General features: G+C 39.9%; 20 protein-coding genes and 1 other annotated feature. Of the genes, 15 read left to right on the top strand and 5 right to left on the bottom strand.

Going from position 1 to position 16945, the window contains the following annotated elements; translation table 11 throughout:
* Positions 1 to 226 precede the first annotated feature (226 nt).
* From BLR93_RS16045 to greA, 12 genes are all read left to right on the top strand, one after another.
* Positions 227 to 901 carry a tetratricopeptide repeat protein gene (locus BLR93_RS16045; protein ID WP_093216783.1) on the top strand — a complete coding sequence of 225 codons (675 nt, stop codon included), beginning with the start codon at positions 227 to 229 and terminating at the stop codon, positions 899 to 901.
* Between the two features lie 14 nt (positions 902 to 915).
* A complete protein-coding gene (recD2, locus tag BLR93_RS16050; RefSeq protein ID WP_093216786.1) occupies positions 916 to 3240 on the top strand; it encodes an SF1B family DNA helicase RecD2 in 2325 nt (774 codons plus the stop codon).
* 74 nt (positions 3241 to 3314) lie between these two features.
* Complete coding sequence (locus tag BLR93_RS16055; protein WP_093216788.1) at positions 3315 to 3503, top strand: hypothetical protein; 189 nt, start codon at positions 3315 to 3317, stop codon at positions 3501 to 3503.
* A gap of 157 nt (positions 3504 to 3660) precedes the next feature.
* Positions 3661 to 4731, top strand: a complete 1071-nt coding sequence (locus BLR93_RS16060) for an AI-2E family transporter (protein WP_093216791.1) — start codon at positions 3661 to 3663, stop codon at positions 4729 to 4731.
* Between the two features lie 58 nt (positions 4732 to 4789).
* Positions 4790 to 4998 (top strand) — a binding site (T-box leader).
* 167 nt (positions 4999 to 5165) lie between these two features.
* On the top strand, positions 5166 to 7802 hold the full coding sequence (gene alaS / locus BLR93_RS16065) for an alanine--tRNA ligase (RefSeq protein WP_093216794.1): 2637 nt from the start codon (positions 5166 to 5168) through the stop codon (positions 7800 to 7802).
* A 91-nt stretch (positions 7803 to 7893) separates the two neighbouring features.
* The gene (locus tag BLR93_RS16070; protein WP_093216796.1) at positions 7894 to 8163 is read left to right on the top strand and encodes an IreB family regulatory phosphoprotein; all 270 of its coding nucleotides are present in this window, start codon (positions 7894 to 7896) and stop codon (positions 8161 to 8163) included.
* Positions 8163 to 8579, top strand: coding sequence for a Holliday junction resolvase RuvX (ruvX, locus tag BLR93_RS16075; protein ID WP_093216799.1), 417 nt, complete (start codon positions 8163 to 8165; stop codon positions 8577 to 8579). Before BLR93_RS16070 ends, ruvX begins: the two co-directional genes overlap by 1 nt.
* A 27-nt stretch (positions 8580 to 8606) precedes the next feature.
* Complete coding sequence (locus BLR93_RS16080) at positions 8607 to 8891, top strand: DUF1292 domain-containing protein (RefSeq protein ID WP_093216801.1); 285 nt, start codon at positions 8607 to 8609, stop codon at positions 8889 to 8891.
* Positions 8892 to 9092: 201 nt separating this feature from the next.
* The gene (gene mltG, locus BLR93_RS16085) at positions 9093 to 10235 is read left to right on the top strand and encodes an endolytic transglycosylase MltG (protein WP_093216804.1); all 1143 of its coding nucleotides are present in this window, start codon (positions 9093 to 9095) and stop codon (positions 10233 to 10235) included.
* A 95-nt stretch (positions 10236 to 10330) separates the two neighbouring features.
* Positions 10331 to 10966, top strand: a complete 636-nt coding sequence (locus tag BLR93_RS16090; RefSeq protein ID WP_245690180.1) for an O-methyltransferase — start codon at positions 10331 to 10333, stop codon at positions 10964 to 10966.
* A 25-nt stretch (positions 10967 to 10991) separates the two neighbouring features.
* A complete protein-coding gene (gene udk, locus BLR93_RS16095) occupies positions 10992 to 11615 on the top strand; it encodes a uridine kinase (protein ID WP_093216809.1) in 624 nt (207 codons plus the stop codon).
* Positions 11616 to 11943: 328 nt separating this feature from the next.
* The gene (gene greA / locus BLR93_RS16100; protein WP_093216811.1) at positions 11944 to 12420 is read left to right on the top strand and encodes a transcription elongation factor GreA; all 477 of its coding nucleotides are present in this window, start codon (positions 11944 to 11946) and stop codon (positions 12418 to 12420) included.
* Positions 12421 to 12570: 150 nt separating this feature from the next.
* On the opposite strand, the gene BLR93_RS16105 is transcribed toward greA, so the two are convergent.
* Positions 12571 to 12819, bottom strand: coding sequence for a KTSC domain-containing protein (locus BLR93_RS16105; protein ID WP_093216814.1), 249 nt, complete (start codon positions 12817 to 12819; stop codon positions 12571 to 12573).
* 181 nt (positions 12820 to 13000) lie between these two features.
* Here BLR93_RS16105 and BLR93_RS16110 point away from each other — a divergent pair, with 181 nt between their 5' ends.
* The 3 genes from BLR93_RS16110 to BLR93_RS16120 all read left to right on the top strand — a co-directional run bounded on the left by BLR93_RS16110 (position 13001) and on the right by BLR93_RS16120 (position 14776).
* On the top strand, positions 13001 to 13720 hold the full coding sequence (locus tag BLR93_RS16110; RefSeq protein ID WP_093216816.1) for a YrrS family protein: 720 nt from the start codon (positions 13001 to 13003) through the stop codon (positions 13718 to 13720).
* 33 nt (positions 13721 to 13753) lie between these two features.
* Positions 13754 to 14446, top strand: coding sequence for a 5'-methylthioadenosine/S-adenosylhomocysteine nucleosidase (gene mtnN / locus BLR93_RS16115; RefSeq protein ID WP_093216819.1), 693 nt, complete (start codon positions 13754 to 13756; stop codon positions 14444 to 14446).
* A 93-nt stretch (positions 14447 to 14539) separates the two neighbouring features.
* Positions 14540 to 14776 (top strand): YrhC family protein, encoded by a 237-nt coding sequence (locus tag BLR93_RS16120; protein WP_093216821.1) that lies wholly within the window; start codon positions 14540 to 14542, stop codon positions 14774 to 14776.
* A 112-nt stretch (positions 14777 to 14888) separates the two neighbouring features.
* Here the strand turns inward: BLR93_RS16120 and sigK are convergent, their stop codons facing one another.
* The 4 genes from sigK to BLR93_RS16140 form a co-directional block, all read right to left on the bottom strand.
* Positions 14889 to 15596: an RNA polymerase sporulation sigma factor SigK gene (gene sigK, locus BLR93_RS16125; RefSeq protein WP_093216824.1), complete on the bottom strand. Its 708-nt coding sequence runs from the start codon at positions 15594 to 15596 to the stop codon at positions 14889 to 14891.
* Between the two features lie 204 nt (positions 15597 to 15800).
* The gene (gene mnhG, locus BLR93_RS16130) at positions 15801 to 16184 is read right to left on the bottom strand and encodes a monovalent cation/H(+) antiporter subunit G (RefSeq protein ID WP_093216826.1); all 384 of its coding nucleotides are present in this window, start codon (positions 16182 to 16184) and stop codon (positions 15801 to 15803) included.
* Positions 16171 to 16428: a Na(+)/H(+) antiporter subunit F1 gene (locus tag BLR93_RS16135; RefSeq protein ID WP_425440955.1), complete on the bottom strand. Its 258-nt coding sequence runs from the start codon at positions 16426 to 16428 to the stop codon at positions 16171 to 16173. Before BLR93_RS16135 ends, mnhG begins: the two co-directional genes overlap by 14 nt.
* Before the next feature lie 40 nt (positions 16429 to 16468).
* Positions 16469 to 16945 carry a Na+/H+ antiporter subunit E gene (locus BLR93_RS16140; protein ID WP_093216831.1) on the bottom strand — a complete coding sequence of 159 codons (477 nt, stop codon included), beginning with the start codon at positions 16943 to 16945 and terminating at the stop codon, positions 16469 to 16471.

The raw sequence follows: 16945 nt of genomic DNA on the forward strand, positions 1-16945 counted from the left end.
AGAAAATGTGAATAAATGATTCCTGAAAGGGACGGATAAATAATACGCCGCTGCAGGAAAAAAGGAAAACATGCCCCCTGGCCAAGGGCGGCTGCCGACATGGGGCGCAAAATACCGTTTTTAGTCGACCTTCCTTCATCGACGAAACCAGTTTACTTGTTGGACGAAAAGGCTGAAGCGAGCAGATGATAAAAAATCAGCAGAAAATATAATATGAGGTGGAAAAATGGACAAGATTACTCAAGGTATTGAAAAAATGAAGCAGCAGGACTTAGAAGAGGCTGCTCGATTATTTAACGAAGCGATTGAAGAAAATCCTGAAGAGGCAGTAGGGTATATTAATTTTGGAAATTTGCTTCTTCATATGAACGATTATGAAAGAGCCGACAGGTTTTACAACAAAGCAATAGAACTGGACGACCATGCAGCCACTGCTTATTATGGACTGGGAAATGTACACTTTGAACAAGAGGATTATGCTGCAGCCCAGCAAAATTTTCAAAAGGCAGTCAATCTTGGGCTGGCAGAGGCAGATGTCTATTTTATGCTGGGGATGTCTTTGCAGCTGCAGGAGCATGAAAAGCTTGCTCTTCCATACTTTCAGCGGGCAACAGAAATCAATCCGAAAGATGAAGCAGCACTCTTTCAGTACGGTTTAGCTCTAGCGCAAACAAACGAAATCGAACTAGCTAAAGAAACTTTTGATAAAGTATTGCAAATCAATCACCAGCATAGTGATGCACATTATAACATCGGAGTTACTTATTTATACGAAGAAAATGTAGACCGCGCTTATGAACATTTCAGCCAAGCATTAGAATATCAACCAGACCACGTGCTGGCTGCTAACGGAAAAAAGAGCATTGATGAAATGTTAAATCAGGGGAAAAGCGAAGAATAAAAGGGGCAATCACGATGGCAGTGGAGGAAAGGCAAGATGGAATGCAACATAAAAGTTATATAAAAGGTGAGCTTGTCCATAATATTTTTGTCAATGAGGACGAGCATTTTTCCATTGCCCGCATAAAAGTTCTGGATACGAATGAATCTATTTCAGAAAGTGATGTTGTTATAAAGGGTTACTTCTCCAGGCTTGATCCAGGGGAAACTTATCTATTTGAAGGGGAATTTGAACAACATAAAAAGTTCGGATTACAATACCAAGTTAATCATTATAAACGATTTGTCCCTGATACAGAAGATGGCTTGATTGCTTATTTATCCAGTGATTTATTTTATGGAATCGGTAAAAAAATCGCCGGGAGAATTGTTGAAGAATTAGGGGAAAATGCGGTTTCTAAGATTTTAAATGATGCTAGAGTACTTGACAGTATCCAGGGCCTGAATAAGGAAAAAGCGGATCAGCTTTCTAAAGATTTACAAGAGCATCAAGGATTTGAACATATAGTAGTCCATTTGTCCGGTTATGGTTTTGGCTTGAAGATGGCCCAAAAAATCTACAAGGTATATAAGGATGAAGCTATTTCTATTTTGGAAACAGATCCCTATCAATATGTCTTTGATATCGAAGGCTTTGGTTTTCAACGGGCGGATGAAGTGGCCAGACAGAATAACATACCGATGAATCACCCGAGCAGAATACAGGCGGCATGCATCTACATTCTTCAGCACAGTATTCAGGAAGGGCATGTGTATTTACCTTTGGAAAAGCATTTGTTCCAGGTCGACCAGCTGTTAAATGGGAGGGCCAATGGTATTGAAGTCGATGCCATTACTGAGCAGATTATTGAACTTAATCATGCAAAGAAATTGATCAACATTGAGTCTAAGGTTTATTTACCCGCCCTATATTACTCAGAAAGTGGGTTTTGTTCACAGATAGACAGAATTATAAAGCAAGATGTCAAAGAGCAGATAACAGCCTCTGAATTAATGAAGATTGTTGGGAGCATTGAAGAAGAAGAAGCGCTAAGTTATGGAAGGGAACAATACGAAGCTATAGAACAGGCATTAGCTTCTAAGGTAATGATTCTGACGGGAGGACCGGGGACTGGAAAAACAACGGTTATCAAAGGAATCATCAATGCCTATGCTCAAATGAATCAGTTGTCTTTGGATCCGGACGATTATAAAAAAGATGATCCTTTTCCGTTCGTGTTGACCGCACCGACTGGAAGAGCTGCTAAAAGGATGAAGGAATCGACCGGACTTCCTGCAGTCACGATTCATCGGCTGCTCGGCTGGAATGGACATGAAACTTTTGAAAAAGATGAAGACAACCAGCTGGAAGGAAAATTGTTAGTGATAGATGAATTTTCAATGGTCGATATCTGGCTGGCTAATCAATTGTTCAGAGCTATTCCAAATGATATGCAAGTATTGATAGTAGGTGATGAAGACCAGCTGCCATCCGTAGGGCCGGGCCAGGTTTTGGCAGATCTCCTGAAAAGCGGTTTGGTTCCCTATGTTCAGTTGAATGAAGTGTATCGCCAAAAAGAAGGTTCAAAAATCATCCAGCTTGCTCATGAAATAAAAAATAATCAGTGTGGGCTTGATTCTTTAAATAAGGAATCAGACTTTAATTTCATTGATTGCCCTGAGTATCAAGTTGTTGACGTAATCATGCAAATTGTGAAGCGGGCTTATGATAAAGGAGTAGATCCGAAGGACTTGCAAGTGCTTGCACCCATGTATCGTTCCAAAGCAGGCATCCACCGCATTAATGAAGAAATTCAGAAGCTAATCAATCCAAAGAGTCCTCAGCGGAGAGAAGTGAGAACAAAAGAAGTTACTTTTCGCACCGGTGACAAGGTGATCCAATTGGTAAACCAACCGGAAGACGGTGTTTTTAATGGAGATATAGGGGAAATAACGGCCATATTTGAAGAAGATGAAAACAGCGATCAGACAGAGCAGGTGGTAGTCCTTTTTGATGAGAAGGAAGTAGCTTTTGAAAGAAAAGATTTAAATAATATCATGCATGCATATTGTACTTCTATTCACAAATCGCAAGGCAGCGAGTTCCCAATCGTAATTATCCCTGTTATACAGGGCTACAGAAGAATGCTGAGGAAAAACCTTTTATACACGGCAGTCACAAGATGTAAAAAATCATTGATTTTGTGCGGCAATAAACGCGCATTCATCCAGGGGATCAAGGAAGAGGATACGAGTAATCGGTTCACATCCCTTGAGGAACAGTTACAGCAATTACTCGAAATCCCTCAGCCTGAGGAAGAGGAAGAAGAAGAGGAACTATCGCCATACGATTTTTTATAATTTCCATGTATAAATAAGGAAGAAGTGGGAATGCTTTAGGACAATTCAGGATTTGTCAAGGAGTGGTCCTTTTCATGCATTGCCCGAACTGCAAAGGAAGAAACATTGGGAAAATAGGAAATCAACAATATTATTGCTGGAATTGTTTTATTGAGTTATCACTGCTCGGTGAAGTAATGGATCTCCATCAAGTGGAGCCTGATGGATCGTTGAGCTCCCTTAATGACCTTTTTACGGAAGATGAAAGAAAAGCTAACTGGTAGCGGACGATTTCTAACCGAGAAAGAAAGTGCCGACATCATAAAAAACACCTTCTCTGGGAAAACTAGGCTTTAAAAGGCAAAAGGAATTTCAGCTGTCCCTTTATTAATAGGAAAACACTGAAAAGCCCCGTTTTTCCCTGGAAGGAGTATCAATTCCATGTTAAATAACCAACATAAATCTGTGCGCTTTTTATATTGGATTCTTATTGGTATTCTGGCTTTTTTGTTTTTATATTTATTATTAAAACTATTGCCGCTTTATCAAACCATTTTAGGTGTATTCCTGCGTATTCTGACTCCCTTCTTAATTGCAGCATTGATCGCCTATTTGCTGCATCCGTTGATAGAGAAACTACATAAATTTAACTTACCGCGCTGGTTAGTCATTATTGGTATATATTTTCTTTTTTTTGGAGGAGCAGGTTATTTGCTCTACAAAACATTTCCTGTATTCATTCATCAGTTGAAAGACCTGAATGAAAACCTGCCATCATTTATGGAACAATACCGAGAAGCTATCTACGGATTATATGAACAAACGGCATATTTGCCAGAAACCGTTCATGACAGGATGGATTTGCTTCTTTACCGGATTGAAGAATTTATAGGAAGCCTGTTGACTGGAATCGTCCAACAGGCTGGGCGGATAATGGACATTGTGATATTAGCTGCTGTAATTCCTGTTTTGGTTTTTTATATGTTAAAGGATTTTGATTTAATCAAAAAGACCCTCAGCAAGCTTACACCGGAAAGATACAGGGATGGCAGCCGACAGCTATGCCGGGAAATAGATAAAAGCCTTGGAAATTACATAAGAGGGCAATTACTCGTTTGTCTGTTTGTCAGTTTAACAACCTATACTTGTTTATGGTTTATTGATATGAAATACCCATTATTGTTAGCAATCATTATGGGACTGACTAATATCATCCCTTATTTTGGACCGATATTAGGGGCAATTCCTGCTATAGTGATTGCCTTCACGATTTCAACAAAAATGGTTTTTTATGTCATTCTGGCCGTATTCGTTGTGCAAATCGTAGAAGGGAATTTATTGTCTCCGTTTATTGTCGGTAAGAGTATCAATATCCATCCTATATTAATAATTTTTGCTTTGCTGGCCGGTGGGGAAATTGGCGGTATTCTGGGCATGATCCTTGCAGTCCCAGTCATAACAATTGGAAAAGTTATTATTTATCAAATCCGCCAGTTCCGGGCAGCTGATTAATTGACAACTTCAGCATTATTTTTTATACTTTTTTATAAGTACATGTACGTATCAATGATAAAACACTGTGAAGATCCTGAGTACATAGTAGACCATCTTAAAGAGAGGAATTTCCCTGGCTGAAAGAAATTCCAGATTAAGGACTATGGAAAGCTAGGTTGGAGTGCGGGTTCATCCCCGCCGGTGACGCACCGTTATTTGCGCTTAAGGTGATGGATGAATATCCATAATCAGGGTGGTACCGCGAATTCAGCTCTCGTCCCTGCTATTAAAGCAGGAATGGGAGCTTTTTATATTTTGAGCTTTTTTATCTTTTATGAACCGAGAATTTGATTAAGCAGAAGTAAACTCGCTCCTAGTGGTATTTTAGAACAGCTCTGAGCCTATAACAAATTGTATGAAAAATTTTTAGGAAGAATTTGGAGGTTATAAATATGAAAGTTTTATCTTCAGCTCAAGTAAGGCAAATGTATTTAGATTTCTTTAAGGAAAAAGGGCATCGTATCGAGCCTAGTGCATCTCTAGTTCCTAAGGATGACCCTACTCTTCTCTGGATTAATAGCGGTGTCGCTACTTTGAAAAAATATTTTGATGGGCGAGTAATCCCTGACAACCCCAGGTTGGTCAACGCTCAAAAAGCAATTCGTACCAATGATATTGAAAACGTCGGGAAAACCGCTCGGCACCATACGTTTTTTGAAATGCTCGGCAACTTTTCGATCGGTGATTATTTTAAAGAAGAAGCGATTGAGTGGGGATGGGAGTTTCTGACAAGCGAAAGATGGATGGGATTTGATGAGGAGTTGTTATCAGTTACTGTACATCCGGAAGATGAAGAGGCCTATCAAATTTGGCGCGATAAAATTGGTCTGCCTGAAGAACGGATTATACGTTTAGAAGAAAATTTCTGGGATATAGGAGAAGGACCGAGCGGCCCAAACACAGAGATATTTTATGACCGGGGAGCTGCTTATGGCAATGATCCACAAGATCCTGAGCTTTATCCCGGTGGAGAAAATGAACGCTATCTTGAAGTATGGAATCTTGTCTTTTCCCAGTTCAACCATAATCCTGATGACACTTATACGCCGCTGCCCAAGAAAAACATTGATACAGGAATGGGGCTTGAACGGATGGTAAGTGTCATCCAGGATACACCGACCAACTTTGAAACAGACTTATTCCTGCCATTGATAAAAAGAACGGAACAATTGGCTGAAGTGAAGTACGGAGAAAGCCAAGAAAGCGATACTGCCTTCAAAGTGATCGCTGACCATATCCGAACAGTTTCCTTTGCTGTCAGTGACGGAGCATTGCCTTCCAATGAAGGCAGAGGTTATGTGTTACGCAGACTGCTTAGAAGAGCCGTTCGATATGCCAAGCAAATAGGGATTGATCGCCCATTCATGTATCAACTAGTCGCTGTTGTCGGTGAAATAATGGGAGAATTCTACACGGAGGTTGAAAAGAAACAGGAATTAATCGCCGATGTCGTAAAAACCGAAGAAGAGCGTTTTCACGAGACGTTAAGCGAAGGATTAGCGATCCTTTCTAATATCATGGAAACAGAGAAACAAAAAGGTAGCAATGTTTTTCCTGGAAAAGAGGTATTCCGTCTTTATGATACGTATGGTTTTCCGAAAGAGTTGACGGAAGAATACATTGCTGATGCTGGTTTTACCCTTGATGTCCAAGGGTTTGAAGAAGAAATGGGCAAGCAGCGGGAGAGAGCCCGCCAAGCGAGACAGAAAGTAGATTCCATGCAAATCCAGGAAGGTGTCTTTGGTGAAGTAGATGTTGAAAGTACTTTTATTGGCTATGAGAACTTGGATATTGAAACAACGATTGAGGAAATCATAAAAGACAAAGCGTTAGTTTCATCGGCTGCAGAAGGAGACGAAGTGTATCTAATCTTGAAAGAAACACCATTTTATGCTGAAAGCGGCGGCCAAGTAGCTGATCGTGGATGGCTTCATACTGATCATGCAACAATTTCAGTTCAAGACGTACAAAAAGCGCCAAAAGGCCAAAACTTGCACAGAGCAATTATAAAGGAAGGAGCCATCCAAAAGGGGGAACAGGTACAAGCGGTTGTAGAAAAAGCTTCACGTTCCCAAATTGTTAAAAACCACACAGCAACTCATTTACTTCATCAAGCATTGAAGGATGTATTGGGAGACCATGTCAATCAGGCAGGTTCTCTTGTGTCGGCTGACAGGCTTCGCTTTGACTTTTCCCACTTTGGTTCTATAACCGAGGATCAGCTGCAGCAAATAGAAGCAATTGTTAATGAAAAAATTTGGTCTTCTGTTCCTGTTGCTATTGATTATCACAATATTGATGAAGCTAAAAAGATGGGGGCGATGGCACTCTTTGGCGAGAAGTACGGTGACATTGTCAGGGTAGTTCAAGTTGGTGACTATAGCATAGAGCTTTGTGGTGGCTGCCATGTAGTAAACACTGCAGAGATTGGTTTATTCAAGCTTGTGTCTGAATCAGGGATTGGGGCAGGTACACGGCGAATTGAAGCAGCAACAGGGAAAGCTGCATATCAGTTTATGAGTGGGAAACAATATGTACTTAATGAAGCAGCAGAGCTGCTTAAAACTGCGCCAGATAACGTACCAGAACGGATTGAAGCTTTATTCCAGGATTTAAAAGACTTGCAACGGGAAAAAGAATCCCTTAGTGCTAAACTTTCCAATATGGAAGCAGCATCTATTTTAGATGATTTACAGGAAATCAATGGCGTACAGCTGCTTGCCAAGCAGGTGGACGTACAAGAAATGAACCAGTTAAGAAGCATGGTGGATGAGCTAAAGCAAAAAGTGTCTTCCGGCATTATTCTGCTCGGCGCTGTCAGCAATGGCAAGGTTCAACTCGCAGCAGGTGTTTCCGGAGATTTGATCGACAAGGGATTCCATGCAGGAAAGCTGATTAAAGAAACAGCTCAGCGATGCGGCGGCGGAGGAGGAGGCCGTCCGGATATGGCACAAGCTGGTGGTAAGAATCCTGAACAGCTGCCCGAAGCATTAAAGTATGCAGAGACTTATATCATGGAGAATTCTTAGTTTTTCATTTGGATTAATTAGGTATATAATAGAAGTAACAATTGTGGACGTTTTATAACGTTAAAGCAAAATCTGAAACGGGGGTAAACTGATGGGATCAATGGATAAGACAATGAAATTTAATTTTCCCGAAGAACCATTTGAAGAAAATGTTAAAGAGGTGCTATTAACGGTGCACGAGGCTTTAAGGGAAAAAGGCTATAATCCAATTAACCAGATTGTAGGATATTTGTTATCTGGTGACCCGGCTTATATTCCCCGCCATAAAGATGCCAGGAACTTAATAAGAAAAATGGAGCGGGACGAGCTGATTGAGGAATTGGTAAAGTCGTATTTAAACAATCATAAAGAGGATAAGTAATGAAAAAAATGGGTTTGGATGTCGGTGAAAAAACGATCGGAGTTGCGGTCAGTGATGCATTTGGCTGGACTGCCCAAGGATTGACGACCATTAAGTGGGATGAAAATGATTATTCTTCGGCAACAAAATCGATAGAAAAGATCATTAATGAACATAATATTGAGGAGGCTGTCGTAGGCCTTCCGAAGAATATGAATGGAACAATTGGTCCGCGGGGAGAAGCTTCACAAACATTTGCTAAGTACCTGGAGAAACAGTTCTCTATAAATACGGTACTGTGGGATGAAAGACTGACTACGATGGCTGCCGAACGTGTATTACTGGAAGCTGACATGAGTAGAAAGAAACGGAAAAAAGTAATTGATAAAATGGCCGCTGTCATGATTTTGCAGGGATATTTGGATGCAAATAAATGACAAAAAACAAGCGCGGAGGTGAAGGAAATGGCCTTAGAAGAAAAAGAAAGAATTATCATTCCTGACGAACATGGAGAAGAGCATTTATTCGAAGTGCTGTTTACTTTTGATGTCGACCAGACAGGAGATTCCTATATCGCTGTAGTACCTATGGAACAAAAAGAGGATGAGGAAGTAGAAGTATTTGCTTTTCGCTATGAAGAAAAATCCCAAGACGAAGATGACTTATCTTTATTCCAAATAGAATCGGAAGAAGAGTGGGAAATGGTTGAGGAAATGCTCAACACTTTGACCGAGGAAGAAACAGACTAATCTGTCCCGATTAGTTAATATACGGGGTCTGCCTTGCAGCAGTGCACAGTAAGAGCACTTGCTTGCAGCGGCAGGCCTTTTTAATTTTCGGAAAATGCCTGCCACTGGGCAGAATTTTGCTTAAATGCAGGAAATACATATAATAATTAGAAAAAGTGTCTGAATATGTAGTATAATGTATCGGGTGAAGGGGGTTGCTTTATGTCTACTTCAGATAAAATCGGTAATTTTTCCGAACGGATGAAACAGAGAATAGAAGAAGCAAGCACGGTCAGGAAAATTGTCGCTATTATCTTATCTTGTTTAGTATTGATAATCTTAATTGGAACAGTTTCAGGATACCTATATGTGAAATCCGCCATGGAACCTGTTGATCCTGATGACGACTCCCAAATAGGCGTAGAAATACCTTTGGGCTCATCAACATCACAAATCGCCCAAATACTTGAGGACAACGGTATTATTAGCAACAGCTTAGTTTTTCGCTTTTATATTAAATTTAATAATGTCGCTGAATTTCAAGCAGGGGAATATGATTTTTCTCCATCCATGTCTTTTGGGGAAATCGTTGACGCTTTACAAACGGGAACAGTGCTGAAGGAACCGGTATTGTCAATTACCATTCCAGAAGGAAAAAACATTGAGGAGATTGCTTCTATATTTGCTGAAAAAGCAGGTATAAATGCTGATGATTTTATAAAGAAAACTGAAGATGTTGAATATGTACAACAGTTAATAAATAAGCACCCATCGATATTGTCAGAAGCAGTGCTTGATCCCGAAATCAGATATCCCTTAGAAGGGTATTTGTTTGCTGCTACGTATGATTTTTACGAAGAAAACCCTGGTATTGAGAAAATCATTGAATCAATGATCCGAAAAACTGAAAATGTAGTAACACCTTATTTAGATTCGATTTCGGAACAAGACGGGGTTGGCTCTGTGCATGAAGCTTTGACGATGGCTTCATTGGTAGAGAAAGAAGCGCGGACCGAGAAAGACCGTAAATTAATAGCGGGGGTCTTTTATAACCGTTTAGCAGAGGACATGATGCTGCAAACAGATCCTACAGTGTTATACGCCAAAGGAGAGCATAAGTCCCGGGTGTTGTTTGAAGACTTGGAGGTAGAGTCTCCATATAACACGTATCAAGTAACAGGTCTGCCAGTCGGTCCGATTTCCAACTTCGGGGAAAATTCTCTAAAATCTATTTTAGAGCCGGAAGATACGAGTTATATGTATTTTGTGGCAGCCGAAGATGGTACCGTCTATTATTCAGAAACTTATGAAAAACATCAGCAATTGACCCAGGAATATTTGCATAGGGATGCTGCAGGGGAGTGAATGCAAAATTCGCATTCCCTGTTTTTTTTGTGTTAAAATAATATGGTTGTATAGAAGAATTCTGCTCTTCAGATATGCGGAGGGGGTTTGCTGAAATGGACGAACATTTGGAACAATACTTGACAGGAACACTGCCAGCTAATCAGGAATGGGTTGATAAATTAGAACATTATGCTCAGCAACATCAGATTCCCATTATGGAACCACTTGGCATCCATTTTTTAATGCAGTTGATCAGAATGAAGAAACCAGCAAAGATACTTGAAATAGGTACTGCAATTGGTTATTCGGCACTAAGGATGCTCGAGGCTTACCCAAAGGCCAAAGTAGTAACAATTGAAAGAGACGAAAAACGATATCGTGAAGCTGTCAAAAATATAACTGCACTTAATAAACAGAACAATATAGAATTGATTTTTGGAGATGCATTGGAAGAAGAGGAAAAAATAAAGAGCGAGGGTCCCTATGACCTGCTGTTTATTGATGCGGCGAAGGGACAATACCGCCGTTTTTTTGAGCTATACAGCGAATATTTGAGTGAAGATGGAGTCGTTATCTCTGATAATGTTCTCTTTAAAGGGCTAGTAGCGAATCAGCCTGAAAATAAAGATAGAACGAATAAAATTGCGACTAAAATCCGCAGTTATAATGAATGGCTGGTCGAACATCCTAACTATCAGACAACCATCATACCTATAGGTGACGGGATTGCCTTAACGGTCAGAAGATGAAGAAATTTAAAGGAGAGCAAATAGCATGTCGAATAAACCCGTAGTAATTGGAGTAGCCGGCGGAAGCGGTTCAGGAAAAACATCGGTGACAAGATCGATCAGCCAGCGTTTTACAGACAAAACGATTTTAGTAATCGAACAGGATTATTATTACAAAGATCAAGGACACCTTCCCTATGAAGAGCGCCTTAACACTAATTATGACCACCCGCTTGCTTTCGATAATGACCTGTTGATTGAGCATGTGAAGACTTTGCTGGAGCAAAGGCCCATCGATAAACCGGTCTATGATTATACAAAGCATACAAGATCAGAGGAAGTAATTAGGGTAGAGCCTAAAGAAGTAATCATTTTGGAAGGCATACTTATTCTTGAAGACCAGCGTTTGTTAGACCTGATGGATATCAAGGTATTTGTAGATACAGATGCAGATGTCAGGATTATTAGAAGGCTTTTGCGTGATATGAAAGAACGGGGACGTACAATAGATTCTGTTATTGAACAATATATCAATGTTGTACGCCCTATGCATTTGCAATTTGTTGAACCAACGAAACGCTATGCAGACATCATCATTCCTGAAGGCGGGCAAAACCATGTGGCGATTGATTTAATGGCCACAAAGATACAAACCATCCTTAATGGATGATGTTTTTACACAGGCAAATAGAAAAGTATTGAAAAATTAAATAAAATCTGCCATAGTATTGTTAATAGTTTAAATGAAAATATTAACAACAGACGTTGAGCGCACTAATGTGCTGCTCATTTTTATAGCCGTTAAATGCAGCTTGGCAATAAAGCGGCACGGCTTTCGGCAGTATATACAGATGGAGAGATGAAATCCCGGTGACTGTATGGATTTAATTTCTCATTTTCTTCCTGTATAATATATAAAATAAATATACCCAGATAGATGAAGTCCTGGTGTACTCAGGAATTTTGCCATTAATGTTGGGATCAAAGGAGTGTGTCAAATGGCTACAGAAAAAAACTTTTATATGACCCAAGAGGGGAAAGAAAAATTAGAAAATGAATTAAATCATTTAAAAACGGAAAAAAGGCAGGAAGTTGTCGAAAGAATAAAAATCGCAAGAGGTTTCGGCGACCTATCTGAGAATTCTGAATATGATGCAGCCAAAGATGAACAGGCATTTGTAGAATCGAGAATTGCCCAAGTCGAAAATATGATTAGAAATGCAGTCATTATTGAAAATGATAACCAAAATCCTAATATGGTAAGTCTTGGGAAATCGGTTACTTTTAAAGAATTGCCTGATGGTGATGAAGAAAGCTATACCATTGTAGGGAGTGCAGAAGCGAATCCCTTTGAAGGAAAAATTTCCAATGACTCGCCGATTGCTAAGACATTAATCGGCCGGGAAATTGGTGAGAAGGTAACCGTGCCTACACCGGGCGGAGACCTGGAAGTAGAAATAATTAGCGTAGACTAATAAATCAAAGAAAGATGTTCCCAGAGAGCTAAGGCCTCAGGGGAACATCTTTCTTTTATCTATTCATTTTTCTGCCTATCGGCGGCATGTGGAAATCAGGATTGATTTATGGTAATACAAAAACCGAATTTGGTTTCCATTGATCTGCTTTTAAGATAACTCGGACAGCTTTTTAGTCTTATGGATATAAGGGTAGTAGGGAAGGAAAACTTTTTTTAAGAAATCCTCCTTTTCTAAGGTTATGATGAATTCAAAGACGACAAGTTCTTCTACATTAGAAAATTGCATCTCAGAGCCATCAAGAAAGAAAACAGAGAAAAGGTTACTTTCTTTATCGTATCCTACTTCATTAAATGTTCTTATTCCCCATAGTTGCTGATTGAATTTAGTTACCTTCAACAGAATCATCCCCTCCTGTTCTCGATATTTTATAGTTAGATGTTTATGCGCCGACTCCTTCCTATATGCCAAAACTAGAAGAAGTTCGACAAAAAAAGAATAATGATATGGTAAGAATCATTTTGTCCCTTTCAAAATACCATAGTATAATATAGAAATAGAGAGAAAAGGAGGTACATTCATGTCTGATGAATTTTACTCTCCCTCCAGAGTTAATCGCTTTGAAAAAAAGAGAAAAAGTACTAAAGCTATTTCCATACTTTTAATCCTTGGAGGGATCTTGGTTATTATATTGATTGGCTGGTTTTTATTTGGTGGAGGCGAAGAAAACAATTCTGCTGATCAATCAGATGAAAACTCTACCACCGAAAATGCAGATCAGAATTCTTCAGGGAATGAACAGGCGCCAAATGATGATAGCAGCAATGGAGAAAAAGAGAGCGCTGGCGGAGAAGAAAATCAAACGGAAGATGATACAAGCCAACAGGACGAAACATCCGAAAATGCAGATGAAGGTACCAGGGATGAGCAATCAGCTGGTGAGCGGGAACAAGTCGATTCTTCAGGAGACAGCAATGTAGTCGAAGCCTATACGGCTGATTGGCAGCCTGTCGGGACTTCTCAGCAGGAACCTCATCAAACTACCTATGAGGAAGGTACACAGGATTGGGAAGAAATGATGGAAGCTATTGAGCTTGCAACTGACTTGACTAGTGATGATCGGGTTGTCTGGTGGGTAGAAAGGGCAGGCGATCAGCAAGTCATTGCCACTGTCTCAGATAGTGCTGAAACGGAAATATACCGAACATATGTCACCTGGGTAGAAAATCAGGGCTGGAAACCGACAAAAGTGGAAGTCCTTGAGGAAAATGATCAGAAATACCGCTTTGAAAATGAATAACCTTGCAGCTTTTAAATATAGGAGGAATCATACGTGACTATAGCAATCATCGGAGCAATGGATGAAGAAGTTGAATTGATTAAAAGCAAAATGGACATTAAAAAGACAGTAGAAATAGCTGGCAGCAGTTTTGTTGAAGGGACATTAAATCATAGGGATGTCGTATTGCTGCAATCAGGTATTGGCAAAGTAAACGCCGCGATGTCAGCCACAATACTGCATGAACGATATAAACCAGCATGCGTCATTAATACAGGTTCAGCTGGTGGGTTTGACAGGGAATTGGAGGTTGGCGATCTGGTCATTTCCACGGATGTTGTCCATCATGATGCAGACGTGACTGCTTTCAATTACGAATATGGCCAAGTACCAGGGATGCCTGCCAAATTTGCAGCTGACAAAAAGCTGGTAGAACTTGCCGCGCAAGCAGCTAGTGGGTTGAATGGCATCCATGCTAAAACAGGATTGATTGCTACTGGAGATTCCTTTATGCAGGACACACAGCGCGTGAATTTTGTCAGGGATAAATTTCCTAATATGTTAGCAGCTGAAATGGAAGCAGCCGCTATTGCCCAGGTAAGTTATAAATACGATGTTCCTTTTGTGGTCATTCGGGCATTGTCAGATATTGCGGGCAAGGATTCTTCGGTATCCTTTGAAGAATTTTTGGAAAAGGCAGCAGCCAATGCAGCTAACCTGATAATGGATATTGTTGAGAACATTTAGATAAACATCCTAATATTTACCTTTCGGGTAATCTCTCTTTCTATGATATTATTTTAATAGATTGGGCAGAACAGCCGGAAGGGAGAAGCAGCAATGAACCAAGAAGTTAAGCAAATCGAACAGAAAATCGAAGACTATACTCGTTTCTTGAAAACTTTGCTAATGCTGAGTACCTTTCTCTATCTCGGGTTGATTATAAGTTATTATCTAGAGCCGAATGGAAAAGGGGCCATTGTGTGTGGTTTGCTGATAGCCACAGTCAGCTTAGCTGGCTGGTTTGCTGCTTTGCTTAGGAAGTGGCAGCGCCAATTGAACCAATTGATGGAATAACTCAGTTAATGAGGTAAAAATACGAAACGCTTGCTGGAGCATAAGTAGCCGCCCCGGCAAGCGTTTTTTTAAAAAAAATTCCAAGTAAGTGGTCACGGTCAGGAGGAGGCAGCTAGGATTTCCGTTTGTCTTGGCGGTAATACTCGTGGAAAATTTTCATAAGCGCTCTTTTCTCTATCCTAGACACATAACTTCGGGATATTTTCAGTTTTTTGGCAATTTCACGCTGGGTCAAATCCTTACTGTTATTTAAGCCATAACGGTTGATAACCACTTCTTTTTCACGCTCATCCAGAATACCGATAAATTCTTTTATTTTCTCTACTTCCATATTTAATTGAATGTACTCAATCAAATCTTCATTCTCTGCTTCGAGGATATCGATTAAGCTGATTTCATTTCCTTCTTTGTCCTGTCCGATCGGATCCTGCAATGATACATCTTTTTTGGTTTTCTTCAGAGCACGTAAATGCATCAATATTTCGTTTTCTATACATCTTGCAGCATAAGTGGCTAATTTCGTTCCTTTACCGACTGAGAAACTTTCAATCCCTTTAATTAAACCAATGGTCCCGATGGATATTAAATCTTCAGTATCTTCCCCGGTATTTTCAAATTTTTTGACGATATGGGCAACTAAGCGTAAATTGTGCTCGATTAACATATCTCTGGCGTGTTGGTCACCCTCCTGCATCTTTTCAATATATTCAGCTTCTTCTTTTGGTGATAGAGGTTGGGGGAAGGCGTGGTTTTTTACATAAGAAACAAAAAACAACGTTTCCTTAATAATGTATGCTAATGCGCTTAATATACCGGACAAAAACAAGCACCTCCGTTAGAGTGGGCTATAGCCTATATACTCACTCTATGTAGGAGCAGGGATAATTGTGCCTGTCTCATAAATGAAACTTTTCCCGGTAATGAAGCACCGGTGTAAAAGCTTATAGCAAAAGAGGCCCCATCATCCTGTCAGGATAACGGCGCCTCTCATGGGGATGTTTGTTTTGGTTGGATAACGTTTTTCTTATTCGGTATTTTCAGGGTTTTCTTTAGCTTTTACTGCCTCGGCGTAATCATCTCTGACATTTTCTCCCCAAAGCGCGATGTCGCTTCGATGGGCTGCCCGGGATATCATGTGTCCGGAAACAGGGACTGTTAACAAAACGAAAAGAAGGCCTAAAATAAGCTTTCCGCTCATGATTCCATGTTCTACATATAAGAATAAGAATGCACCAATCATGATACCGGTAATGCCAATGGTTGGTGCTTTAGTGGCAGCATGCATTCTTGTGTAAACATCAGGGAATCTGAGCAAGCCAATCGAGGTTGAAAAAATGAAAAAGGTTCCAACAAGCAGGCAGATAGAAACAATTATGTCTACAATTATATCAATATTAATCCCTGTCAATGATAACACCCTTTTCAATGAATTTTGCTAACGCAATTGTCCCAATAAATAATAAAATCCCAATCAACAACACAATATCATTCAGCTTGGTGGTAACAAGAAGAACGGCAATAAGTCCGACCAATGCCATCAGGTTAATGCCGATAGCATCTAAAGCAACAGCCCGGTCAGGGTTGGTCGGGCCTTTAATAGCTCTTATTAATAATAGGACAAGGGATATAGCGGTAGCTATTACGCATATCATCGTGATGCCATAAGCGATTTGATCAAAAGTTTCAGCCATTTTATCTTGTCACCTCCATAATTGCTTTCTCAAACGTTTCTTTAATATCAGTTATGGCAGCCTCGGTATCTTCCAGATGCATGGCATGAACATAGATAAGGCTGTTATCATCTGATACGGCAATCGAAAGCGTTCCAGGAGTCAAAGAAATCAGGTTGGCAAGCAACGTAATTTCCCAGTCGCTTTTTAGTTCAGTCGGCAAAGCAAAAATCCCGGGTTTGATGTCTAATTTTGGTTTGTAAACTAGCTTTACAATTTCGATGTTAGACAGAATTAATTCTTTTGTAAATAATATCATTAACTTGAATACTTTGATTACCCGCTCCATATAAAAAGCGTCCGGAATGAACCTTTGCAGTACGAGCAATAGCAGTATTCCGATTAAGTAACCGGAAAAAAAAGTGGAAAAGGTATAACTCTCACTCATAAACATCCACATTACCGCGATCAAAATATTTAATAAAATTTGAAAAGGCAT

This window comes from Sediminibacillus albus (assembly GCF_900101125.1).
GTDB lineage: Bacteria > Bacillota > Bacilli > Bacillales > Amphibacillaceae > Sediminibacillus > Sediminibacillus albus.